The 24374-nt window shown below is 42.1% G+C and carries 25 protein-coding genes and 2 pseudogenes; 23 read left to right on the forward strand and 4 right to left on the reverse strand.

The genetic code is table 11. The features are described from left to right. The first annotated feature begins 105 nt into the window (after positions 1 to 105). The 4 genes and pseudogenes from DESOR_RS15105 to DESOR_RS31035 form a co-directional block, all read left to right on the forward strand. Complete coding sequence (locus DESOR_RS15105) at positions 106 to 1203, forward strand: DUF3102 domain-containing protein (protein ID WP_014185452.1); 1098 nt, start codon at positions 106 to 108, stop codon at positions 1201 to 1203. 48 nt (positions 1204 to 1251) lie between these two features. After that, positions 1252 to 1404, forward strand: coding sequence for an acyl-CoA dehydrogenase family protein (locus DESOR_RS15110; protein ID WP_242832329.1), 153 nt, complete (start codon positions 1252 to 1254; stop codon positions 1402 to 1404). 2 nt (positions 1405 to 1406) lie between these two features. Then, the gene (locus DESOR_RS15115; RefSeq protein WP_282434421.1) at positions 1407 to 1760 is read left to right on the forward strand and encodes a molecular chaperone TorD family protein; all 354 of its coding nucleotides are present in this window, start codon (positions 1407 to 1409) and stop codon (positions 1758 to 1760) included. Positions 1761 to 2389: 629 nt separating this feature from the next. After that, positions 2390 to 2560 (forward strand): annotated as a pseudogene (locus tag DESOR_RS31035) (transposase); the annotation flags it as partial. A 161-nt stretch (positions 2561 to 2721) separates the two neighbouring features. On the opposite strand, the gene DESOR_RS15120 reads toward DESOR_RS31035, so the two are convergent. Further along, positions 2722 to 3609 (reverse strand): LysR family transcriptional regulator, encoded by an 888-nt coding sequence (locus DESOR_RS15120; RefSeq protein WP_014185453.1) that lies wholly within the window; start codon positions 3607 to 3609, stop codon positions 2722 to 2724. 237 nt (positions 3610 to 3846) lie between these two features. Here DESOR_RS15120 and DESOR_RS15125 point away from each other — a divergent pair, with 237 nt between their 5' ends. From DESOR_RS15125 to DESOR_RS15170, 10 genes are all read left to right on the forward strand, one after another. After that, positions 3847 to 4428 carry a DapH/DapD/GlmU-related protein gene (locus DESOR_RS15125; protein WP_014185454.1) on the forward strand — a complete coding sequence of 194 codons (582 nt, stop codon included), beginning with the start codon at positions 3847 to 3849 and terminating at the stop codon, positions 4426 to 4428. Positions 4429 to 4485: 57 nt separating this feature from the next. Beyond that, positions 4486 to 5706 (forward strand): PucR family transcriptional regulator, encoded by a 1221-nt coding sequence (locus DESOR_RS15130; protein WP_014185455.1) that lies wholly within the window; start codon positions 4486 to 4488, stop codon positions 5704 to 5706. A 30-nt stretch (positions 5707 to 5736) separates the two neighbouring features. After that, entirely contained in the window at positions 5737 to 7713 is a 1977-nt protein-coding gene (locus DESOR_RS15135; protein WP_014185456.1) for a molybdopterin-dependent oxidoreductase, read from the forward strand. Then, positions 7706 to 8257: a 4Fe-4S dicluster domain-containing protein gene (locus DESOR_RS15140; RefSeq protein ID WP_014185457.1), complete on the forward strand. Its 552-nt coding sequence runs from the start codon at positions 7706 to 7708 to the stop codon at positions 8255 to 8257. Before DESOR_RS15135 ends, DESOR_RS15140 begins: the two co-directional genes overlap by 8 nt. A gap of 317 nt (positions 8258 to 8574) precedes the next feature. Continuing rightward, a complete protein-coding gene (locus tag DESOR_RS15145) occupies positions 8575 to 11220 on the forward strand; it encodes a molybdopterin-dependent oxidoreductase (protein ID WP_014185458.1) in 2646 nt (881 codons plus the stop codon). Positions 11221 to 11240: 20 nt separating this feature from the next. After that, entirely contained in the window at positions 11241 to 11816 is a 576-nt protein-coding gene (locus tag DESOR_RS15150; protein WP_014185459.1) for a 4Fe-4S dicluster domain-containing protein, read from the forward strand. A 39-nt stretch (positions 11817 to 11855) separates the two neighbouring features. After that, on the forward strand, positions 11856 to 12743 hold the full coding sequence (locus DESOR_RS15155; RefSeq protein ID WP_014185460.1) for a dimethyl sulfoxide reductase anchor subunit family protein: 888 nt from the start codon (positions 11856 to 11858) through the stop codon (positions 12741 to 12743). 99 nt (positions 12744 to 12842) lie between these two features. Then, complete coding sequence (locus tag DESOR_RS15160; protein ID WP_014185461.1) at positions 12843 to 13352, forward strand: ferric reductase-like transmembrane domain-containing protein; 510 nt, start codon at positions 12843 to 12845, stop codon at positions 13350 to 13352. Between the two features lie 31 nt (positions 13353 to 13383). After that, entirely contained in the window at positions 13384 to 14103 is a 720-nt protein-coding gene (locus tag DESOR_RS15165; protein ID WP_014185462.1) for a TorD/DmsD family molecular chaperone, read from the forward strand. Between the two features lie 99 nt (positions 14104 to 14202). Continuing rightward, positions 14203 to 14415, forward strand: a complete 213-nt coding sequence (locus DESOR_RS15170; protein ID WP_014185463.1) for a twin-arginine translocase TatA/TatE family subunit — start codon at positions 14203 to 14205, stop codon at positions 14413 to 14415. Positions 14416 to 14680: 265 nt separating this feature from the next. On the opposite strand, the gene DESOR_RS15175 is transcribed toward DESOR_RS15170, so the two are convergent. Further along, positions 14681 to 15118 carry a MerR family transcriptional regulator gene (locus DESOR_RS15175; protein WP_014185464.1) on the reverse strand — a complete coding sequence of 146 codons (438 nt, stop codon included), beginning with the start codon at positions 15116 to 15118 and terminating at the stop codon, positions 14681 to 14683. A gap of 271 nt (positions 15119 to 15389) precedes the next feature. Between DESOR_RS15175 and DESOR_RS15180 the strand changes: the two genes are divergently transcribed. The 3 genes from DESOR_RS15180 (at position 15390) to DESOR_RS15190 (ending at position 17550) form a co-directional block, all read left to right on the forward strand. Further along, on the forward strand, positions 15390 to 16328 hold the full coding sequence (locus DESOR_RS15180) for an alpha/beta hydrolase (protein WP_014185465.1): 939 nt from the start codon (positions 15390 to 15392) through the stop codon (positions 16326 to 16328). Positions 16329 to 16465: 137 nt separating this feature from the next. Continuing rightward, entirely contained in the window at positions 16466 to 17014 is a 549-nt protein-coding gene (locus DESOR_RS15185; RefSeq protein WP_014185466.1) for a cyclophilin-like fold protein, read from the forward strand. A 314-nt stretch (positions 17015 to 17328) separates the two neighbouring features. Further along, a complete protein-coding gene (locus tag DESOR_RS15190; RefSeq protein WP_242832330.1) occupies positions 17329 to 17550 on the forward strand; it encodes a hypothetical protein in 222 nt (73 codons plus the stop codon). A gap of 268 nt (positions 17551 to 17818) precedes the next feature. On the opposite strand, the pseudogene DESOR_RS28145 reads toward DESOR_RS15190, so the two are convergent. Together DESOR_RS28145 and DESOR_RS15200 are read right to left on the reverse strand one after the other, a co-directional pair. Continuing rightward, positions 17819 to 18064, reverse strand: a pseudogene (locus DESOR_RS28145) (IS3 family transposase); the annotation flags it as partial. Between the two features lie 398 nt (positions 18065 to 18462). Continuing rightward, complete coding sequence (locus DESOR_RS15200; RefSeq protein ID WP_242832331.1) at positions 18463 to 19041, reverse strand: TetR/AcrR family transcriptional regulator; 579 nt, start codon at positions 19039 to 19041, stop codon at positions 18463 to 18465. A gap of 272 nt (positions 19042 to 19313) precedes the next feature. Between DESOR_RS15200 and DESOR_RS28150 the strand changes: the two genes are divergently transcribed. The 6 genes from DESOR_RS28150 (at position 19314) to DESOR_RS15230 (ending at position 24209) form a co-directional block, all read left to right on the forward strand. Further along, positions 19314 to 19895: a cytochrome P460 family protein gene (locus DESOR_RS28150; protein WP_014185469.1), complete on the forward strand. Its 582-nt coding sequence runs from the start codon at positions 19314 to 19316 to the stop codon at positions 19893 to 19895. A gap of 24 nt (positions 19896 to 19919) precedes the next feature. Further along, positions 19920 to 20996 carry an iron-containing alcohol dehydrogenase gene (locus tag DESOR_RS15210; RefSeq protein WP_014185470.1) on the forward strand — a complete coding sequence of 359 codons (1077 nt, stop codon included), beginning with the start codon at positions 19920 to 19922 and terminating at the stop codon, positions 20994 to 20996. A 23-nt stretch (positions 20997 to 21019) separates the two neighbouring features. After that, entirely contained in the window at positions 21020 to 22252 is a 1233-nt protein-coding gene (locus DESOR_RS15215) for an MFS transporter (protein WP_042331287.1), read from the forward strand. 275 nt (positions 22253 to 22527) lie between these two features. Next, the gene (locus tag DESOR_RS15220; RefSeq protein ID WP_014185472.1) at positions 22528 to 22851 is read left to right on the forward strand and encodes a cyclophilin-like fold protein; all 324 of its coding nucleotides are present in this window, start codon (positions 22528 to 22530) and stop codon (positions 22849 to 22851) included. 251 nt (positions 22852 to 23102) lie between these two features. Beyond that, positions 23103 to 23300, forward strand: a complete 198-nt coding sequence (locus tag DESOR_RS15225; RefSeq protein ID WP_014185473.1) for a hypothetical protein — start codon at positions 23103 to 23105, stop codon at positions 23298 to 23300. A 294-nt stretch (positions 23301 to 23594) separates the two neighbouring features. Next, entirely contained in the window at positions 23595 to 24209 is a 615-nt protein-coding gene (locus DESOR_RS15230; RefSeq protein ID WP_014185474.1) for a lactate utilization protein, read from the forward strand. Positions 24210 to 24374: the final 165 nt, after the last annotated feature.

Below are 24374 nucleotides of genomic sequence, written 5' to 3' on the forward strand. Positions count from 1 at the left end.
TTCTTGGGGTCTGCTGTTTCTGCCGGGGTTTCCTTGGCAAGCCCGCACCTTCTTAAACCTGGATACATATTGTGTAGAAAGCAACCAGGAAGGATTGATGCGCGGATGACTCCCACAGCGGAACGCACCCCGCGGATTATCGCGGCTGAAATAAACACACTCAACCATCAGACCGGAAGGACTCTGCTGACTAACGCCATTGAGATCGGCGGGCGCCTGAAGGAAGCCAAGGCCCTGATCAAGCACGGGGAATGGGGCCAATGGCTGGCGGAGTCCGTCCGTTATTCCCAGCGTTCAGCCGGGCGGCTGATTCAGCTTTATGAAGCCTATGGCGTTTCCCCTGATCTTGAAGGCGATCCAAATTGGTCAGCGCTGTCTAATTTGACCTACACCAACGCCCTCATTCTTCTTGACGTCCCGGAAGAACTGCGGGCAGACTTTATCGCCCACAACGATGTCGGGAACATGTCTTCCCGCGAGCTTAAGCGGGCCGTGGGAGTTGCTGTGGCTGACGGAGACGGGGAGCACTCCCCGTTTTTGCCAAAACTCGACCAGGCCCTGCAGAAGATCGACGACCTGGAAAAAGTGTTGAACATCATGATCGCTAAAATCAGCGACCTTGCCGATCAGGTCCGGAGCCTGGAGAAGCGGGTGGAAGAGGCAACGTCAAAATTCCGGACAGAACGGAGGAGAGCCGGGAGGAAAGAGGCGAATTCGGACGAGAGCCCAAAAGAAGCAGTGCCGGCGGCCGCCCAAAGCCTCCAAACTGCAGGTCCTTCCATACCCGCCGCAGACGCTGAATCCCCCCAAGCCTCCGAAACGGCGGGACCCTCTGCCCCGGAATCAGCGCCTGTGAAACCTGCCGCCCCAGAAGCGGCACCTGCCAAAGCCCGCTCCGCCCGTACGCGCACCTCTGCTCCCGTGTTCGTCGCTACCGATTTCCCGGTGCCCGAGTTTCCCGAATTTACGGCCTCCGGATTTGAAAACGCCGATCCCGAATACTATACCAGGCAGGCGGAATCCCTGTTTGAATTTCACCACAGCAATATTCACCGTTCCTTCGACCAGCTCACGCTGTTGTTGACCGTGCTGACCAGGAAGGATAAAGAGATGAAGGAGAGACTGCGCAAGCAGCTCAAATCCTTCCTGGAGAACATGGCCAAAAGCATAAGTCAATGGCCTCCGGCGATTAAAATGTCTTAGATGGGACAGGCAGGAAACATTCCGCCCCGAATCTGCGTATCTCGGCAGATGGGAAAATTTTGTTTGGCCGGTTTTATTTATGGTCTTGGCTTTGGAGCCGTACAGCGGGCCGTACCACGTGAAATATGGAAAAAATTTGGAGACTACGGATATCTTTGTACGGATGTAGATGAAGAATACGGCGGAGCCGGGGTCGATTAGACATTTCACCTGAAAACCATGAAAGATTGGACTATATTGGGGTAGAACTGGACTATCAACAACGGCTGGCCCTTTTAGAGGCTGAATCCTGGCAAGAGGGCCATTTCGAAAGAGCTAAGGAATTAGTTATACAGCTGCAGTTATTTTTAACTAGGCACACTGGGCTATGGGTACCATCTTTTATCAAAAAAGCATTGCTATACGCACAGACCGATTTTTACCGGCTTTCATCAGTTACTAAAATACTGCTCACCGGTCTCTGGGATGAGGAATTTGTCGTCACTATCATTTCCCCGCTATTCATAACCACGAGCATTCCTGCACTGTTGTACTCCCGATGTCAATTGGCTCACTGATAAACCTGGCAGGCTAAGTATGAATCATCTTTTTCAGCTTTAGCTGGGCTTCCATTTCGATCCGTTACTTGCCCGTTCAGGACTCAAGCCTTGCATTTACCACAAGTCCCTTTCCCCCCAGATCGAATCCAAAGAAACACCTGAAACCATTAATGCTTCCATAAGAGTCTGGCTACTATCTCGTATTTCAATTGTTTTTTGCTCGCTACCTCATTAACGCCTCTGTTTTGTTTCTAGCGAGCTATGCCAATGATCCTTTGCAGCATCGGCTCGGAATTTTCTTGGTTTAAATGCTTTAAAGTTATTTCTACTCTTGGTGAAATAGATAGCATCTTAAAGGGCTATAGCACTACTACTTGTTAGAGTTTGCTATAGCCCTTTCCGTTAGAAACTATATTGTCATGTTAAATGCATCATTACTTCTTTTCACTCTTGGTCTAGACCCGCATTTAAATATTAGGAGCCAAAACCGAGCATGAGATGAAGATATGATGTTTGCTTTTCTTACGTATTTAACCTATTAAATTACACCTCATAACCTTGTTATAATGCAAAATGAAATTGCTACTAGAAAAGACTAAGCTTAACCTAAAAAGAGTTTATTGGGAACTCAAATCAGCGAATACTGACTGAAAATGCGAAGCTTAAGCCCCGTAGAGCTAGAAAGTGTCTTTGGAGATATAAAAGCTAATTTTGGTGTGCGACGATTTATCCTCAAAGGAATAGATTAGGTCAAACTGGAGTGGGGACTACATTGTATGGCCCACAATATGAGAAAGCTGGCTGCAGTCTTGGGATAGACTGTCAGCCAGCTTTGTTTTTTCATTCAATAAAACTAAAATGCTTCTTTAAAAGGGACGGGCGGATTGTAGGGCTTGCAAATATTCAGAAATCTGTCAGTTTCATCACGTTCCAACCAGTGGCCTAAACTCGCTTGGAAACAGGCCCAGCTGTTGCCATTTTAATCGGCCACAGATAGGGCAGCCTGCACCCTCGCTAAAAAGACCTCTGCGGCTTTGGAAAATGCCTGATACTTTTTCCATACAAGGGACACGCCAGCCTCAAGCCTCGGTTCGAGCGGTCGGAAACACAGATTGCTTTCAGGTGGGATGTTGAAGAGACGGTCGAAACAGATTGCGCTCCCGATCCCCTCCTCCACCATTAGCCTTGGAGTATTAATCAGATTATATGTGGCGACCACATTTAACTTTTCATAGTCGTATCCGAGCCATCCCGACAACCCATTCTCGTTTAACAATTGCTTGGAGCAGAGAAGTGGGATTCCTTTCAAATTCTCTGGCCTGATGTTATCCAGCTCTGCCAGTGCTGAGTCTTTCCGCATCAGCAACCCCCATGTATCCGCACCGGGCAGGCGCAGATGGTCGTATTTGTTGAGAGCCACAGGCTCAAACAGCGTGCCAAAGTCAATCAGCCCTTTATCCAGCCGCTCCGTCACATCATAAGAGTTTCCGCTAAAGATGTGATAGCGAATTTTGGGGTAGTCTTGTCGAACCTGTTTCATGACCTTGACCAGAAAGCGCATACCTTCTGATTCACCACCGCCGAAATAAATGTCTCCGTTAATCTCTTCGTTGGATGCTCTGATTTCAGCCTTCGTCTTTTCCAGTAAGTTCAGCATTTCTTCGGCCCTTTTACGGAGAATCATGCCCTCGTCAGTTAATGTGATCTTTCGATTGCCTCTGATAAACAGCGTCTTGCCCAATTCTTCTTCAAGCTCTTTCAGCGTCCGAGACAATGGAGGCTGCGTCATATTCAGTTGTTCCGCAGCCCCGCTTATACTTTGCTCCCGCGCAACTGCGAGGAAGTATTGTAAAACTCTTATATCCATATCGTACCTCCTGTGATTATATATTATCACATTTTCATATATCTTTTAAGTATGTGAATGTATATCATATATGTATTTGGTATTTGTGATATCCTGATTTATTATATAGTCATTATCATCAGTACAGTGACCACAACATTGGATAAAGAACTTGCCGGTCAATAAGGCATAAGAAAATTCGGAGGCGCTGGCTGATTTTGCTGAGAAACTGAATTGATTACAAAGAGGAGAAAAACAATGGATCTCAATGAATATTTGGAACATCTAAACCGTGGCGAAACCGTGATCGGTGGTTCGAAAATACACCTATTTATGCACAGAATGAGCCAAGAGGCACTGGAAATCACGGCAGAGCTGAACGGCTCTTACCACACGCCGGAAGAAATCCGCAGCTTGATGTCCCGGCTGACCGGCAAGCCAGTGGATGAAACCTTTGCTATGTTTCCGCCCTTTTCTACCGATTGCGGGAAAAACATCACTATAGGGAAAAATGTATTCATCAATTCCGGCTGTAGATTTCAGGATCAGGCCGGCATTATCATCGGGGATGGAGCTTTGATTGGGCATAATGTGGTGCTGGCCACCCTCAACCACGGCTTTGCTCCAGAGAAGCGAGATGATCTACACCCGGCGCCCATTGTCATTGGTAAAAATGTCTGGATTGGCGCGAACGCAACCATTCTTCCCGGTGTAATGATTGGCGATGGGGCCATTATAGCCGCTGGTGCTGTCGTAACAAGAGATGTCCCTGAAAACACAGTAGTTGGCGGTGTGCCGGCAACCGTTATCAAAAACATCAAGCAGGATGAAAAACCATGAAAAGAATAATGACGGAGTTCATGCGGCGATTGACCAGAAAGGATGACAAATCGCAAAATGTCAAATATAAATAAGGATTTTTCAATTTCTCATACTTTGCGAGAACTACTTAAGGCTTCTGGATTAGGGTTAGATGCTCTTACCTGTACCTTAGGGGAGTTGTTAAATGTACCGATCTTGATCGCTACTCCCTCTTATGAGACATTAAGTACTACCTTTCTTCACCCAGATCTTGACTCATTTCACGTTGAAATAAATGGTCCAAAAGGAAATGAGAAGCTCTTTCTCTGTACAATAGCCACAAAATCTTTGCGAATAAAAGCAGCAGGGTGGGCAATTGCCCCTAACGGTCGTGTTATAGGATATGTCTTTCTACTTTTTGACAAAGACGATCCCGACTTTGAAGCTTATCAATCTTTGATGGAAAGTGCTACGTCTCTATATGCAACTCATTTACAGAATCAGTTGGAACTGAAGCAGGAAAAGCACAAGACTAAGAATGCTTTCTTTTACGATCTGTTATACGGAAACCTGAAACGAAACGAAGAAATTATTCAAATGGGTCGAGTTTGGGGCTGGGATTTGAGAAAACCGCAAGCCGTTCTAACGATGGTCATCTGTGAGCTGGAGCATTATTCACCAGATTGGCATCTGATGGATATTCTTCAAAGGACTGTGGATAGGGTAATCATTGATAAATATTTTAGAAATCCGGCGACAACAGTGAATCGCAATGAATTCATAGTACTAATTCCTTTTAAAACGGAAAAAGACTCAGAACAAAACCTGGAAATTTCTTCTTTAATGAAAGATATACTTGTTAAGATTGAAAATACTGAATTAGCTCATCGGGTTTGCTGTGGGGTAGGTCAAACCTATAAAGAAGCGATTAATCTATTTCGAAGTTACCAAGAGGCTAAAGTTGCCTTAGATATGGGGAAGCTTCTAGGGATTGAAATCCCTTTCTTTAGCGATCTGGGCTTGGAGCGAATTCTTTATAAGCATGATCTCCAAGATCTAAAAGAATACCATGATCATGTCCTTGGAAAGCTGTCAAATTCTGAAGAAATGGAAGATGGCCTACTTGAAACCTTAGAAACTTTCACGATGAACCAATTTGATGTAAATAAAACGGCTCAAGAACTATTTATTCATCGAAACACATTACGGAACCGTTTAAACAAAATCGAAACAATCCTGGGGTGTTACCTTGATGACATGGATACTCGCCTAAACATGAGTGCAGCATTTACAATTCGCAGACTTCATAAATTTTAATCCTATTTTAATCTAAGGTCGGTGCTGGATATGCCTGTTTATCGAAATACTTGCCCTCGAAATTGTTATGGCTCCTGCGGCATAATCTCTCATTTAAATGGAGGAAAAATAACGAAAGTCTTAGGGGACCCTGAGCACAGCTATACACAAGGACGACTTTGTGCCAAAGGGTATGCTTTATTACAGTATCCTTTTGATGAATACCGTTTAAAGTACCCGATGAGACAAGTACGGAGAGGATCCGGTGAATGGCGGCACATATCATGGGACCAAGCTTACCAGATCATTTCGGATAAGATTTTCGAATTAAATAAACGTTACGCTTCTAATCTAGCTTTAGGTTATTTTAAAGGAACGGGAAACATGGGGCTTTTGCACCACGCCGTAGAAGGGATGTTTGCAGGCCTCGGTGCTCATACCCGCCCCGTAGGAGATAGTTGTTCCATAACTGGAGATATAGCCCTTCGAAAAACCCTTGGCGAACTTGATAGCCCTGATCCAGAAGAAATGGCTAATTCAAGTTTAATTGTACTCTGGGGGGCCAATCCTGCGATTACTAATGTAAATCAAATGAGGTTTATACACCAGGCAAGGAAAAAGGATACCCCGTTAGTTGTAATTGATCCAGTCTTTAGCCAAACAGCTGAAAGGTCTGATCTCTATATTCAGATTAAACCGGGAACGGATGCCTGGCTGGCTTGGGGAGTCTCTAAAATACTTTTTGATAGCTTCCGAATGGACCAAGAATTCCTTAGACTAAAAACCGTTGGATGGGAACACTTCGTCCAGAGACTTTGCCAAATTGACTTAGATGAAGTACACAATCGTACCGGAGTTTCTTTAACGGCCATTGAAGAGCTTGCTGAATTATATGCGAATCTCCGACCCGCAGCAAATTGGATTGGGCTAGGTATTTTACGTAACCGCTACGGGGGAGAAGCAGTTAAGGCCATTAGCGCACTCGTTGCTCTTACCGGAAATCTTACCTCTTCAGGCGGTGGACTTTATTTTCGTCATCACCATATCCTTGACTTTCCTCGTGCACTTACTCAGCAAGTCTCAACCACGACGACTACCAATACCATAATACGAGAAATTCCCATAAATGATTATGCTCAGCAGGCTCTTGAACTTCGTGATCCTCCGTTGAAGATGCTTTGGATATCTTGTGCTAATCCACTAGCACAAGATTATAATCTTCGCAATTGGAACGCCTTGCTCAAGCAAATGGAGTTAGTCATTACTGTTGATCTTTACCTTACGCGAACAGCGGAGCAATCCGATCTGTTGCTCCCGGCGAGCTCCTTTTTTGAGGAGGAAGATTTGCATCTAAGCTTTTGGCATCACTTGCTTTCCATTAACGAGAAATCCCTTCCCGCTTTCTATGAGGCTAAAAGCGATCTACAGATTGCGCGTGAACTTACTCAAAAATTAAACTCGATTTACCCTGGGTTTTCTAATTTCCCTGCGGACAAAGAGCCTAGTCAATGGATTGAAGAGGAGATTTCCCCCCAAGTCAAAGATCTCTATGCTTTAGAAAATGCCAGTGAGTTAAAATTCAAGCCCCATAAAAGAAAAAAAGAGCCTATCTCTCCCACTTGGAGATATCATTTTCCTTCACCGCAATTTGAAGTGTTTAAGGGAGCTATAACTACTTTAAACCATCTATACAAGCTTCTAACCCCTCAATCTTTGCTAAAATTCCACTCGCAATATGAGACTTTGCCTTGGCTTAACTCCGAGAAGGATCCGGTTATTGAACTTGCTGAAGAAACAGCTCTGCGGCATAACATCTGTGAAGGGTCTTTAGTTGAAATTTATAATGAAAATGGCCGAATGAGAGGATATGCAAAAATTAATCCTAATTTACTCAAAGGGATCATAGTAACCGAGCAAAGCGGGCAGTTTTCGGTGAATCGTCTCATTAAAGAAAAAGTCGTGAGTGGCCAAAGCGTCCCTTATTACGACTGCCGGGTAAGTCTTAGGAAGGTGCAAAATAATGTTTAAAAGAATGGGCTTTCTCTTTAATGCTGATCTCTGTATTGGCTGCCGAGCCTGTGAGATGGCCTGCCGTAATGAAAATCATACTCCTGCTGAGATTCATTGGCGACAAGTAATGAAGCTGTCACCGGGAATGTACCTTTCCCAGTCCTGTAACCACTGTGAGAGTCCAGAATGCTTTAGGGTCTGCCCGGAACATGCGTTTACCAAAAGGAGAGATGGTATTGTAGAAATTGATTCTTCTTTATGTAACGGTTGCCGGCTTTGTATTGGAGCATGTCCCTATAATGCTCCAAAGTTTAATCCAGAGACTAATAAAGTTTCTCGTTGTCAAATGTGTTATCCGAGGCAGGATTACGGTTTACCTCCTGCTTGCGTTGAAGCATGTACAACAGGTGCCTTGAATGTAGGGGATCTAAATGAGATAAAGCCTTCTGAAACAGTAAAAGTCCTGCCGGGTTTTCCTAGTATGAATCTCACGAAACCATCCATACGCTTTTATCCACCGAAAGCGAAGAAAAGATATTTCATAAAAGAAGCTAATAAATAAGAAAGCCCTTAGCCATTATGGCGTAGTGAGCGGCGGATTTGTCAGCGTATCTACACGCATGAATGTAATCAAGCACAACAAATGAGGTTCATGTTTGTGCATGTAAACGTTTTAATAATTTATAAGGCTTATATAATTAAATCGTACTGATTAGAATCCTTGGGCAACAACGTGTTAGTGAACAACGGTACTAAGTGTATCATTTAAGATTGAGGCACTGCGATTTTAAATGTTACGATTAGCACAAGCAGTGCCTGCTTATAGTTGCTCAACTAGTATGTGAGAACTTTGAATTCTCAAGGAGGTAGGGAAAATTTATGGCAAATCTCTTCGATAAAATTGCCGAGAAAAAAATAAGCCGCCGAACTTTCTTAGCAGCCACGGCGGCAAGTACAGCGGGATTAGCGCTTACGGGTTGCGGCAGTGTTCTCACGACTGGAGGAACGAACGTTGAGACTGCGGCTGCCAATAAGGAGGGAACATGGATACCGGCTGCCTGTTGGCATAACTGCGGCGGAGGTTGTAAAAATGTAGCTCTGGTGGTAGATAATATCGTTGTCCGCCAAAAAACCGATGATACTCATCCGGACAGCCCTGATTATCCACAGCAAAGAGCTTGCTTGCGCGGGCGCTCCCAGCGAAGACATGTATTCGGCGCAGACCGTTTGAAATACCCCATGAAGCGTAAGCATTGGCAGCCAGGTGGCGGCGATAAGTCTCTGCGCGGAAAAGATGAATGGGAACGGATTTCCTGGGATGAAGCCCTAGGCTACGTGGCTGCTGAATTGAAAAAAGCCAAAGAAAAATATGGCGCCCGCTCAATTTTGTGTGCCGGTTGGGAAGATCCTTCACCATTTATGGGCGATTTCTATCCTGCACTCTTTGCCAATGGCGGTTGTACCACAGTCCATGATGATGCATCCTGGGGAACTTATTATGTAGCGCCTACAATGGGTATTCCTATGAGGGATGACCATACTTCCAATGATCGTTTTGATCTGCGCAAGGCTGATACGGTTGTTCTTTATGCCTGTAATCCTTCCTGGGCTTCATTGGGCAGTCCCTCTTACCATTATTGGAATGCAAAAAAAAGGGGAGTTCAATTTATCTTTGTAGGCCCCGAATATAATAATTCGGCCAGCCAACTCGATGCTAAATGGATTCGCGTGCGTCCGGGTACGGATACGGCCTTTTTGCTTGCGGTGGCCTATACCATGCTCAAAGAAGATAATCCTGTAAGTAATCCGATCATTGACTGGGAGTTCCTTTACAAGTACACGGTGGGCTTCGACTCGGATCATATGCCGGCTGATGTCACAATCAATGAAAATTTGAAGGACTATTTGCTGGGCAAATATGACGGACAGCCTAAAACGCCAGAATGGGCAAGCGAAATCTGCGGCACTCCTGTAGAGGATATTGTCTATTATGCCAGGGAAATGCGAATGGATAAAAAGGTTTCCATATTGCATAGCTTTGCTGCTGCCCGCTGCAATAATTCGGAGAATTTAGGGCAAATTTTAATGACTACCGCAGCTATGGGGGGGCATTTTGGCAAACCAGGCCATTCTTGCGGTGATTGTCGGCAAGGTCAATCAGGAAATGATGGGCCTAACTTAGTTAAAACGGATTGGTTTGGGATAGTTAACCCTCTTAAGAACCCTGTTGATGATATCATCACGGGTGCCGACTTGTGGGACGCAGTTCTTAAAGGAAAATACAAACGTACCGGAAATCTGGAGGATCCTTTCAAAACTGATGTCGAAGAGCGAGATATTGATATCCATGTGATCGCTCATGTATTTAGAAATACACTGCAAACGAATATGGGTGTAATGAAGGGCATTGAAGCTCATCGCAAGGTTGACTTTGTCTTTTCCTTGGCGTTTTCCTTGAACGCCAGTGCCCAATATTCAGATATCGTATTACCCATTACGACCCAGTGGGAGAGACAAAGTGCTTACCTCTTCCTGAGTTACGCCCAGAACAGGGAAGTTTCATTTTTCCCATCAAGGGTCATTGAGCCTCTCTATGAAGCGAAAAGTGACCAAGAGATTGGTGAAGCATTGTGTAAATATTTAGGCGTTGATCCAAAAGTACTCTATCCTCGGTCGCAAGAGCAGCGGTATTTCGATTTTATCGCTAATGCAACGGTGATCAAGAAAGATGGTACCGGAATGGAGACCTTAGCAACGATCACTGAAGAAGATCTTGCCGAATGGGGACAGAAATGGGGCGTTAAAGGGAAGACCCAACAGGGTAGAATCGGTCTCAAAGAGCTGATGAAGCAAGGGCAATACCAAGTGGAACGCTACGAGGGAGATCCGTACGGGCATATCAAATATGCTGATTATATCCAGGATCCCGAAAAAAATCGCCTTGGTTCGAAGAGCGGCAAATTCGAAATCTATTGTCAAGCAAAAGCGGATAAAATCAATATTATTGGGCGAAGCAAAGTAAAACCTTATCCCGACTATATTGAACCCTTAAATGGCTATGAACAAAGCTTCAAGGATTGGAAGAACAAGGTGAAAGGGGAATACCCTTATCAGATGTTTACCCCGCACTACTTCAGACGGTCGCACACTATCTATGATAATATTGCCGTGCTAAGAGAAATGGCGCGCAATCCTGTCTTTATTAATGCGCAGGATGCTGCAGAAAAAGGGATTAAAAATAGAGATACAGTGCTAATCTATAACCAATATGGCAAGATTTTGCGTCTGGCTTCTGTTATGGATACGATTATGCCGGGTGTTGTTTCTATACCTCATGGCAGCTGGCTGGATTTAGATGAGGAAACCGGTATTGATCATGGAGGCACCGAGAATGTGCTTTGTGCGCCTGTCGCCGCCGGGATAGGTAGTTCCGGTTATAATACCAACTTAGTTAACTTTAAGAAATACAACGGTCCCGCACTTCAACCCGACTATTTGCGGCCTCTCAAAATTGTCAAACTCTAAGATAAAGGAGGTTAAGAAAAGTGAGTTTAGGATTTTATTTTGATGCTAATATGTGTATTGGCTGTCATACTTGCCAAGCTGCCTGCACAGATAAAAATAACCTCGAAGCAGGCACTAATTTCCGCAAGGTTCGAAGTTTTGAGACCGGTGTTTATCCTAATGCCAAAAGGTATCACTTCTCTGGAGCTTGTAATCATTGTACGGATGCAAGATGTGTTAAAGGCTGTCCTACTGGTGCAATGCATTATGCTGAGGATGGAACAGTTCAGCCTGATTTAAATAAATGCGTCGGTTGTAAATACTGTACCTGGAACTGCCCGTATGGTGTACCTCAATTTATAGAAGCAATTGGTCAAGTAAATAAGTGCACAGGCTGTAAGGATCTGCGTGATGCTGGCCAAAATCCCGCTTGTGTTGATGCTTGTATTATGCGTTGTCTTGAATTTGGTGATCTCGACGAACTTGCCGCTAAACATGGTCAAAAACTTGTAAAAGATTTACCGATATTACCTTCTTCTACAATCACCAAACCCTCGGTTTTAATCAATCCAAAGGATTGCTCGCTAGATCCCAAATATAAAGAAGTTGTTCTCTAGTTAAAGACACTAAAAAGCACATTAAAAGGAGGTTTGGCTATGATAATAAGCGGAGAAGGACCATTAATCATTTTCACATTGTTAACACAATTAGCCGTGGGAACCTGGGTAGTCGCCCTGACCCTAAGACAACTAATTTCAAAAAAAATAAATCAGAATCTTGGAGCCCAGCTAACTGGACCTGCAATCATGCTTGTCGGTCCACTCGTTGCCATTGCATTATTGCTTTCATTATTTCACCTAGGTAAACCAATTTTTGCCTACGGGACGATTGCTAACCTTGGCTCATCATGGTTAAGTCGTGAGATTCTTTTCAGTGGATTATTTATGTTTCTCTGGATTGCAGCTTATTATCTGAATCATCGTAAAGCAAATGCCGCTAATTTAGTTGGCTGGATTACGGCTATTGTTGGTATAATGGCGATATTTAGCATGGCAAGTATTTACCATTTTGCCAGTGTACCCGCTTGGTCATCTCTTGACACGTTTATAGCTTTCTTTGCTACCACACTCGTGTTAGGGTCCATTACTACGGCGACGTTAATAGGTTATTCAGCGAAGGGAGCTAAACTCGAAAAAGATGTCGTAAAATTATTATTCCAACTCTCATTTGTAGTTCTAGCGGCAGTCGTTATTCAGTTGATTTTCGTTGTAGTTGATATAACGAATCTTAAATCAGGAATAGGTGCGGCACAAACTTCGGCTCACCTTCTCTTAAGTGTTTATATCGTACAACTCATTTTACATGGGGTGCTTGGGATAGTCGGTGCCTTTCTCTTTGTCATTGTGTTATATAAAAAAAGTAAAAATGAAGCCGTTGTACTTCCTATTTCAGCTTTCTATGCAGCTTTTCTGATCCTTCTTGCCGGAGAATTGTTGGGTCGTTATTTGTTCTATGCTAGCGCAGTAACAATGGGTATCGGTTAAGCTGCTCTTATAAGTCAGTCAAATTTTAAGGGAGCACCCTTAAAGGGTGTTCCCAATAATACATTTTTTTCATTAGCTATTTAAGTAGGGAGGTGACTTATGAGCGAGTTATCTCGTTTTTTACAACATTCCTATCAGAAAATTATTTATTTCGCTTGTTTATCTAGTATCGTTTTAGTTTTCAACTTTAATTACTTTGCAAAACAGGCAGGCGGTATAGCATGTTTTATCATAGCTTTATTACTAATTCTAAGTGTAATTAAAACATTGTTTTTAGAGATCATTAAAAATCCGGAAACTCGAAGCAAGACGAAAAGGATCTTTGAAATATGTCATAGGGGCTTAGGTTGGATAATGTATATGCTCATTATTTATCACAGCTTCTTCTATATTTTTTTATGGTTTCAAGGAGTAGATAATTTTTCCGTAAGTTATATAATTACCGGCTTAATCGCCACAGTAATCATGATTATAGTACTTTTAACGGGTTTAGATACAAATGTCACATTAAGGAGTTTAAATATAAAACGTAAATCCGTATATTTTAGCCATATCTTAATGACAATTATCTTAGCTCTTCTTATTGTGACTCATATCAATTTTGGGTAAGATAAAAATTTTCAAAAAGGCGGGACTGTATATGACGACACAAAACGATGAAATTGCCATTGTTCTTGCAAACCGTCGTTACCTCTATGAATTATGTCAGCATATTTTTGGTCATGAACCAAGCAGGGCATTGCTTGAACTTTTAATAAATGAGCATACTCAAGAGGTTCTAGACCTATTACTTGCTGACGAGAATGATCATCATGAAGCTCAACCTCAAACGGATGCTTATAAAGCTTATTTGACATTAGTTGCGGAATTAAAACAGGCCCTTAATAGAGACCCAGAGGGAACTCTGGAAAAAATAATAAGCGAATATACCTATTTAATGATTGGACCAAATAAGCTCCCAGCTCCTCCTTGGGAATCTGTCTATCTAACAAAGGAGCGGCTAATCTTCCAGGAAAGCACTTTAAAAGTGCGACAAAAGTTTCTTAAATATCATTTTCTTCCCGCTAATTATCCTCATGAGGCGGATGACCACATTGCGTTTGAACTAGATTTTATGGGGCGGTTAGCTAAATCGACGATGGAAAGCTTTGATAACGCAAATATGCTAGAAGTTAAGAATCTTTTGACTGATCAAAAGGCATTTCTTGAAGAACACTTGCTCGTTTGGATTGGCGATTTTGCTGAGGTGATTCAGGAATCGAGAACACATTATATTTATCCTCAAATTGCAGTGTTAGTCCACGAGTTTATAAAGATAGATAAAGAGATTATTGACGAGTTAATGAATCTGCATATTTAGCCAGGCACATTACTGTATTAAACTAATCTCCTTTTAATCTATAAAGAATTGTTTTCGTTAATTATTACTGTCTCAATTATAATTAGGAGGCTATATATTATGTATACATTTGGATTTATAACACCAATGACTGCGGGAATCGTCTTAGTTATTGCTCTTGTTATTTTTGGACCGGGAAAGCTTCCGGAGCTGGGGCGTTCCTTAGGTCAAGGTATCAAAGAGTTTAAGAGTGCAACGGATAGCGAGTCAAATGACACTATGGTCGACATCACTAAATCCAGTAATAGCCAGTCTATGGATAATGAAGGTTAATGAGGTTAATTGGTTAAATTGGAGAAACTTTAACGGCAAAAATGAAAATTTAAACAACCGTTAGTATTTCATATATACAGTTATGAAATACTTAGCGGTTGTTTTGTTATGCAGAAACGCAATTCTCTATTTTTTTAGTTAAAGAATATCTTCAGTTCCAGCTACCAATGATCATAATTTTGCATTGTTTTTGAAAATAGTATTGCCTAAAGTTAACTCTATTTTTCAAGCTAAGTATGCGAATCTTTGTTTCTATTTAATATCATTATTTTTCGTTTAGAAACTTATGATATTCCTCGGGAACATTCTCAATTCGTATATCATCGTGAACAGCGCAGGTGCCTGCTTCTTTAGCGGTTTCATAATACCAGCACTTATAATTGAGCATGCCGAGCATTTCATGCAATTCTTTCATCTGCAGAATAACAGCATCTCGCTGTGACTTTATAATGGAAAGACGTTCTTCAATAGTGGAATCGCCCTCGATGCAGCAATCCATGAAATGTTTGATGTCCTTGATTGGCATGCCCGTTTTTTTAAGGCATTCAATAATTCTTAACCCTAACATGTCTTCATCCTTGAACATACGTATTCCGCCACTGGAGCGTTCCACAAACGGAAGCAAGCCTTCTTTATCATAGTACCTTAAGGTTGAAGCAGTCACATTAAGCTTCTTTGCTATTTCGCCGACTGTATAAATCATTTAGATTTCCTCCAAAATAATTTATGCTTATTTGAAAAAATGTATTGACTTAAAGTTAACTTTAAGTTGTAGTATTGTATCGAACTCAATAGCCAAAGTGTAACACAAGTAATATTTCTAATCAATGGAGGAAGGCAATTTAGGATTTGCAGAAAGGAATAAAACCTAAGGTAGATTGAAAAATTATCCGGAATATTAGTAGCATTATATTGGGTAGAACTCTCACGACTCCTGACCCAATGTGCAGTAAAAAGAAAGTGAGGAATTTTATATGTCTGAATACTATACTTTTGAATTAAGTGAAAACGTTAACCGAACTTCTGTGTCATACAGAAACAGATATGGAATCACACTGGTAGGTGATTTATATACTTCAAAGCATATGGACGCAGAGAAAAAGTACCCTGCACTGGTAATTGGAGCCCCTTACGGTGGTGTAAAGGAACAGGGTCCCGGTGTCTATGCAAATCAGTTGGCACAGAGAGGTTTCGTTGTATTGACCTTTGATGCTTCTTATAACGGAGAAAGCGGCGGAGAACCTCGTCACACTTCTTCTCCTGAAATTTTTTCTGAGGATTTTAGTGCAGGTGTGGATTTCCTTGGCTCACGCCGATTTGTCGATCGTAATAAAATCGGTGCGTTAGGTATCTGTGGAAGTGGTGGATTTGCTCTCTCAGCTGCAGCAATGGATGTACGCATCAAGGCAATAGCAACCTCCAGTATGTATGACATTAGTGCCTTCAGAGACTTATTCCCACCGGAAATGATGGCTACACAAATGGAGCAGTTGGCACAGCAGCGTTGGGAAGACTTTGAAAACGGCAAACCTGCCTATATTCCAACCTTCCCTGAAAGTCCTGTTGACGCTGTACCAGAAGGACTTGAAGCTAACGCAGAAGAATTCTTTAGCTATTACGGATTGAAGAGAGGACATCATCCAAATGCCCGTGGTGGATTTACTTTAACCAGCAATTTGCCTTTTATGAACTATCAGCTTTTGAACCATATAGCAACCATTTCACCTCGTCCAATCTTGTTTGTAATGGGCGAAAATGCACATTCCCGTTTCTTTAGTGAGAATGCCTATGAAGCAGCTGCTGAACCAAAGGAAATGTATATTGTTCCTGATGCAATCCATATTGACTTGTATGATCAGGTAGACATGATTCCTTTTGATAAGATTGAGGAGTTTTTTAAGAGCAACCTGTAAAGGAGTTACCACTTTACATGAATAAATAATGTAACGCTAATGTAAAAAAACAAAATGGTTTTCGTATTCTATAGAGTGATTTGTCGTAATGGAAGCAAGATAACACATGGGCTTAACAATAAGAAGGAACAGATAGAATGAAAAAAATTCTACCATTATTTCTTACTCTTGCAATGATTTTTGCTTTAGTAGGATGCAGTAATATTGCAACAAAAAATGGGTATACACCTTCCGGAAAATCAGCGGTTTCTGAAAATAAGTCAGCCGATGAACACAATACAAGTCAAATTGATAGTGTGACGGAGGTAACTGCGGAAGGAAAAATGATTACTCTGAATATCGCAGTCGGAAGTACGAGATTCACCGCAACACTTGAGGATAACGAGACGACAAAAGCGTTTGTAAAACAGCTGCCGTTATCGGTGGATATGTCTGAACTTAACGGGAATGAAAAGTATAATTATTTATCAAGTAATCTACGCGCGGATGCCTCATCTCGCCCTGACACGATCAATGAAGGTGATTTAATGCTCTACGGAAACAACTGTCTTGTGCTTTTCTACAAGACATTCAATACTCCATACAGTTATGTAAAGCTTGGGCACATTAACAATACAACAGGTCTTGAAAAAGCCTTAGGTTCGGGTAGCATACAAGTTACATTTTCGTTAGTTAAACAGCCTTAAAATAAGGAGTGCAGTTAAATTAATGTGGTCCCCATGTCAAGGACATTTTGAAAAAGGGGCATTATAAAATCGAGGATATTTCATATACACTCCTGGTAAGGAGGAGATATGACAAAAGCACTGGTTGTTGCATCCCTGCGGATACAATTTCCAGTGCTTTTATTCAAAACTCATATCTATAATAATTTATGGAAAAGTTTATAAGATCGTTGGATATTTTCAAGGAATATATGTGCGGTTCGCAAGTGCCTAACTATGTAAGGCGCTACTGTGATAACCTTGATGAATTCAAATGGCAGTGGTTTTATAACCAAATGATAGAACCGATGGAATTCGTGGCTGATACGGATTATCTGCTTTATGTTCTGAAATGGATTCTAAAGTACGATTTCGACGACCTTGGATATGCGGTCTATTTCCAGACTATCATGGATCCTGAAATGTTGCCGGAACCACTCATCAAGGATAAATGGCGGACAATTCTTGACAAGAGATATCAGGAACGCTTTCGTAACGATATATCTGAAATGCACTAAGACAAGAATGACTCTTTGGGTGGCGTAAAATGTGACTTTGTTTTGGTAATACTATAAATGGCTCTTATCTGCCAGGGGGATAGGGCTCTGCTGGAGAGCAACCTGAGCACCTGACAGGGTTCTGCCGGGAGATGGTTGGGGGATTTTTATCCCCTTCATTTCCACTTATCTCCTGGGAGAATAAAAGCGATAAACTCACGGAGCGAAGCCCCGTTTTTCTTTTACATAGCAAGTTCGAGCTTTAATCTATAAGAAGATGACATTGGGTTTATACTTTGATAGGATAGTCACCGGTGCTGACATATTCTGCATACTCATTTGGTGAAAGCTTTGCCAGTTCCCACTGGTATCTGTCGTTGTTGTAATAATCCATGTAATCATCAATGGCCAGTTGCAGTTCTTCGAAGGAATTGCAGTTTTTTATGTCCAATTCATCCTTCATGTGTCCGAAGAAAGACTCTTGTGGGGCATTGTCCCAGCAGTTTCCTCTTCTAGACATGGATTGACGCAAAGACTCCATAGAACGAGCGTTAAAAGAGGCAAAAAAAGAAGGAGTAAACCTAATTTACCCCGAAATTGGTGAAACGGTCGTATTAAATTCAGACCTACAACCTCCTTTTTCTTCATGGTGGAATTTTTAAAATACTTCAATTTCTTTAGATGATCCCGTTTCCGTCGCAGGGGGTATATCTTTTCCGCTTTCTCCTGGCGGTATAGTACTCTCAGGTACTTTTTTCTCCGTCGTCTTGACCATAGACCGAGAAGAAGAGAATAGCCAAGGCAATCATAAATGTTAAATATGTCATTACATTTTGTCCTTTCTCCATTTTCTTCGGAATTGAACATTCGCAGCCCCGCTTTTGCGGGGCTTTTTACGTGTGACGAGCAAAGTTCCGAAAGCAATCATTATAATTATAGAATTCTATCTAACAATGTCCCCAGTTGTTCAGCCAAGACCCGATGTGGGAAAGGTTTTTCATTCGTGAACCACCATTCCACTACTCCTACGTAGGCTGACGCAACAAACCTAACGATAACATCTTCATTTAATCCTTGGTTTTTTCCTTTGGTTACATCAGCCTCTTTTCTAAACTCTTCGAGAAGAAAGTCGAGGAACCGGTTACGAAAATAAGGCGCCCCTTTATTCGCCAACATCAGGGAAAAGAATGAATAATTGCTATCAAAGTATTCGCAGAAGATCAAAGTCGCGTCTATAAAATCCAATTTACATGCCGATTCGCACATTTTCTGAAGTTCGTTAATATGTTCTTGAATGAGCTTATCAAGTAGATCAAATTTATCTGAGTAATGAAGGTAAATAGTTCCGCGGTTAACATTTGCCTGGTCTGAAATATCCTGTATGGTAATGTCATCAAAATTTTTCATAGACATTAGTTCAACCATAGCTTTTTTAATTGCTTCTTGAGATTTGAGGATTCGCCTATCCACTTTAGCCACGAGTTTCACCAAACTTCCTTTAATAATTAACAATTTTTAATGATTTGTTCAATAATCAACATTAGGCATTAATTTAACTATTGAGCATTACCTATATTTATTTTTATAATTATAAACAGATGTTCAGTAATAAATCAATGTTGATTAAAAAATTAACCATTGGATTATTTGCTATCTTTTTAACAAGCTCAAAAAGTTGAAGTCATTGTTGCTGAACAATCTAATTCACAATTTTAAGGTCAGAGAACCTTTCTTCGCTGGCTTAAAAAAAAATGTAGGGAAGAAACGAAAGGAGGAAAATATTTATGAAAAAATTATTACTTTTGGTCTTTCTAGCCCTCACATTGGTAATAGCCCTCTCACTAACCGCTTGTAGCAGGAACTACAATGTTACAGCTAACAGTAACCAGCAGGCCGAGCAGGCATCGACGTCGCCTAGTATAAGCAAGCAGGAAGGAACAAAGGAGAATGTTGCTCAAACTCCACCCTCAACGACTGTCGACGAGCTTGTCAAATTCCCCGAGAACTACGCTGATGGTGTGCTTTACACAACTGTAAATCGAAGTAACATTAGGGAGGAAATTTTCACGAGCCGAGAAGCGGTCAACGCGGTGAAAAGCGGTCAGCCCATCCCGAGCGGCACTGTGATTACTCTGATGGATTACAGAGATGGAAAACTTTTCAGATACGTTGTGATGGAAAAGCATACAGGTTGGGGTGTCGAGTACCCGCCCGAGAAGCGTAACGGAGAATGGGAATTCCAGGCGTTTAATGCCGATAAGTCCGTCAATGAAAAAGAAGATCTCAATCGCTGCTTTTCCTGCCACAAGTCGGCGGAACAGAAGGACTTCGTATACACGTTTGATCAAATGAGGAGTGTTAAGTAGGTTGAAACCAAGGATAGTAAAGCCATGGTGGTTATATCTAATGGTAAATCCACGAGAACAAATGGTTATCTTTCAAGGACAGAAGAACAGTTGAAATTAGCAGGAGTCGAATCCGTGGTCTTTGATAAGGTTGAAGGCAATCCATTGAAATCAACGGTTATGGCAGGCGGTGCATTTGCGAAAGAAAACCAGTGCGATTTTATTGTTGCCTTGGGTGGTGGAAGTTGTATAGACGCATCAAAGGCAATTGCGGTTATGGCAACCAATAACGGCGATTACTGGGATTATATCAGTTCAGGTACTGGAAAAGGTAAATTAGTTGCAAAAAAGCCTCTCCCTGTGGTTGCCATTACGACAACAGCTGGGACAGGCTCCGAAACAGATTCAGCAGCAGTAATTAATAATGAAGAAACCCATGAGAAAACTGGATTTGGTCGTGAAGATCTGTTCCCTATTTTGGCAATTGTTGATCCGGTATTAAAGCTTACCGTTCCGCCAAAGTTCACGGCTTATCAGGGATTCGATGCGTTGTTTCATAGTGTAGAGGGATACGTTTCGAACGGTGTCAACCTAATGAGTGATATGTATGCTATCACAGCGATCGAAAATATAAGCAGGAATCTTGCGAAAGCAGTAAAAAACGGAAATGACATTGAAGCGCGCGAAAAGATTGCTTTCGGCAACACACTTTCCGGTACGGTAATGTGTGTGGGACGTGTTACAAGTCAGCATTCCTTGGAACATGCAATGTCGGCCTATCATCAGGACCTTCCTCATGGTGCGGGTCTGATCATGATCAGCAAGGCGTATTTTACTAAACTGATCAGCAGCCATGTCTGTGATGACCGATTTGTCCGCATGGCCAAAGCGATGGGCATGGACAATGCAAAGGAGCCGATGGACTTTATTACGATGCTGACAAAATTACAGGAGGATTGCGGCGTTTCAGTTCTCAAGATGTCCGACTATGGTATCAGACCGGAAGAATTTAAAACAATGGCTCAAAACGCAAAGGATACAATGGGTCGTTTATTCTTATGTGACAGAATCGAACTGAGCCTTGAAGATTGCGTAGCAATCTACAAAGCATCCTATAGATAAATGAAGCAAAATGTTAGGAGAACATGCAGGTGAATTTAAACAAGGATTCTAACTTAACTTGGGAGAAGAAACAAAATCGAAAAAAGATCGGCTTTATAGGGGCTGCTTGCTCTTTAGCAGTTGTGTATGCAGCCTCTTCTGCCCCAATTCCTCTATATAACTCTTATCGTCAGACCATAGGTCTTACAAACGGCGATCTTGCCATGACGTCAGTTGCCTACTTCGTCGGGACTGTGATTACACTGCTGATGTTTGCTAGGCTGTCAAACTATCTGGGTCGCCGTCCGGTGGTACTTGTGACATTAGGGCTGGCCATGATTGGATGTCTAATGTTTTTTTACATTCATAATGCGCCGATGTTTTTGATTGGGAGGTTGATACAGGGTTTTTCTTGTGGCCTGGCATCCAGTACAGTTACCACATATATCATAGATAATGCACCTGAATCTCCAGGCTGGATAGGCGCGGCTGTTACCAGCGCAGCGCCTATGATTGGGCTCGCAGTCGGTGCCTTTGGTTCCGGTGCTCTAAAACAGTACGGCTCCGGCTCACTGTCGCTGATTTTTGGAATACTCATCGTTGCACTTGCAGGCTGCGTAGTGTTAATTACGTTAAGCCCGGAAACGGTTACACGTAAAAGGGGGGCTGTAGCCTCAATCGTTCCCCAAATCCGGCTACCCCAAAATATCCGCTCTCTTCTCCCTGCTGCGAGCGCCACGTTTGTAGGAACCTGGGCGATTGGCGGATTTTATCAAGCTTTCAGTGCTCCCATGGCAGCGGAACAGCTAGGCACAACAAATACAATGATAGCCGCAGCGGTATTTGCCGGTATGATGGCTCCCAATGTAATCGGTGGTTCGCTGGCTGGCCGCATGAAAACGACAATAGCCCAGCGTATGGGTATGTCAGTATTTTTCCTGTCTCTGTTAGTAATCATTGCTTCCCTGCGGGCCGGTGCCGTCGTCCCGTTCCTAGTAGCGGGTATATTCGCCGGGGCAGCATGGGGAGCGGCATTTACCGGAAGCCTCCGTGGAATACTCAATAAAACAAGTCAAGAAGACAGGGCTGGCGTGCTTTCCACAGTTTATCTCATATCCTACAGTGGTGCTGCAATTCCAAATCTGATTGTGGGAAGATTACCAAAAACCATTAATTTATTTGAGATAGCTCTTGGATATGGCCTTCTGGTAGCAGTAGCCAGTATCATCACACTCGTCACAGCACGTCAAGGCACTGAAGGTCAATGTAATCGCTGATGGTAACACTAGTCTAATTCGACCTGATGAATGCGCGGAAGAAAATTTTTGATTGACCAAACTGTGTTGTGGATTTTATATGATTGTGAATGCCGGGGAAGGCCTCAAGAGTCAATGGAACGAACGATTGAGGGTCTTCCCCGGCTTTACAAAGTCGTTTGTTCAGGAAAAGAAAAGACATGAACTACAAGACTGGAGTCCGTAGTGTTGGAGAGTCATATTGTGCGATCCAATTCGAATGATACCAGCCTTAGAAAAGTAAGGGAGTAACAGAAGTGAAGATAAAGGTTACAGCCGGTAAACATGTGCTGACAGCCACATTAGTCGATAATGCAACTACACGCAGCCTTGTTTCCAAGTTTCCGTTGACTGTTCCGATGATGAATCTCTATTCCAGAGAAATGTGTTACCGCTTTTCCAATCCGCTTCCCGCCAACGAAGTGCAACAAAGTGGCTACGAAATAGGGGATTTGAGCTATTGGACACCCCGACATAGCCTTGTGATTTTTTACAAGCAAAACGGAGAAGTCATTAGCAATTTGCAAAAAATAGGTCACTTTGATTCCAGCGTTGAATTCTTTAAACAAACTGGAGAGTGACATTTGATATAAAATATGATATAGTCTGAACCTGCATACATGGTTATCATGTGCAAAAAACCATTGTTAAAGTCGCTAAAGAAGCGTTACACATTGGTGCGATTGATTTGCTTTAAAATACAGACCCCGGTGTACTGCTCACCGGGGTCTGACTTATATTCCTTAATTATGACTCACGAAATAAATCACCTAATAATAGAAGGGTTACATCCAAAGAAATTTGCTTAATAAACGACTGAGGAGGGGTAAGGTTGGACGAGTACAAAATAACCTTTTGTCAGAAATTATGCGAGCATTTATGTGATCAAGTCACGGTGATCAAAGGGTACATTGAACTCAATGAGGACAAAGGCAAAATCCAATTCTCAACAGAATTAAGGCAAGAGATTGAAGAGATGATAACTTCAATTAGAGCATCCATTGATGAAATCAACGGGTGGGATAATTAGTTATGCTCTATTTTTGTCGTAAAAGGCAAAATGATTAGGAACTAATAATATTAAGTGTATGTTCACAGCCAAAAGATTTAAGTTTCTCTTAAATTTGACTTGGGCTAAATCTATGCTTTTTTATGGATGCTTTGTTGAAAACAGGAAATAGGATGCACGATAGCGAAGTAGTCAAAATCTGTTTGTTTAATGACATTTTGCTAAACTGGGGGTATTATTGCTAAACCAGAAGTTCCTCCTTCGAAGGATAGGGGTCTTAATAGCATTCGGCATCAGATTGGAGGTGGAACATAGGTGAATAGGGATATTGAGGTTGTAGTTCAAAGCCTAGCTCGACGAAATATCGAAGCTCGCTACTTCGAAAGTCTGCCTGAGCTCGAAAGGGAAATCCTTAAAACAGTACCTATAAGCGCTACAGTGGGAATAGGCAATTCCCAAACCCTAAAGAAAATTGCAATTTCAGAAAAACTAAAGGCTAGGGGCAATGTTGTATTCGACAAAACAGTTGCTTCAAATAAGTTGGAATCAGGAGAATTGAGTAAGAAAGCTATTCTTTCCGATTGGTACATATCCGGAACTAATGCCTTGTCAAGGGAAGGACATATCGTAAATATTGATCATACGGGTAATAGAGTGGCTGCTATGATTTATGGTCCTGAAAAAGTCATAGTAGTTGTGGGAGTAAACAAAATTGAAGATTCGCTATCTGCTGCAATAGACAGAGCGAAAAACAAAGCTGCAATTCTAAATGCGAAAAGAGTAGGGCTCAACCCACCCTGCGTTGAACTCAACAAATGTGTTGACTGCAGATCTAAGGATAGAGTATGCAACAACCTAGTTATCATCGAAGGGCAAGTTGACAAAGAAAGGTTAAAGGTGTTCTTAGTTAATGATAACATTGGATTTTAGCTTAGATGAAATCTGCCGATTGCGTATAATCGAAGGTTTGAAACATTGGAGAGAATATGAAAGTAGTAACCCCAGTCACAAACCTTCGAGACGTTAGACTACACATAGCTGAAAATATAGAAATAAAAGGGAATGTCATAAGCTTGGATACTTGTGATTCAGGTG

The sequence above is a fragment of the Desulfosporosinus orientis DSM 765 genome, from assembly GCF_000235605.1.
Classification (GTDB): Bacteria; Bacillota; Desulfitobacteriia; order Desulfitobacteriales; family Desulfitobacteriaceae; genus Desulfosporosinus; species Desulfosporosinus orientis.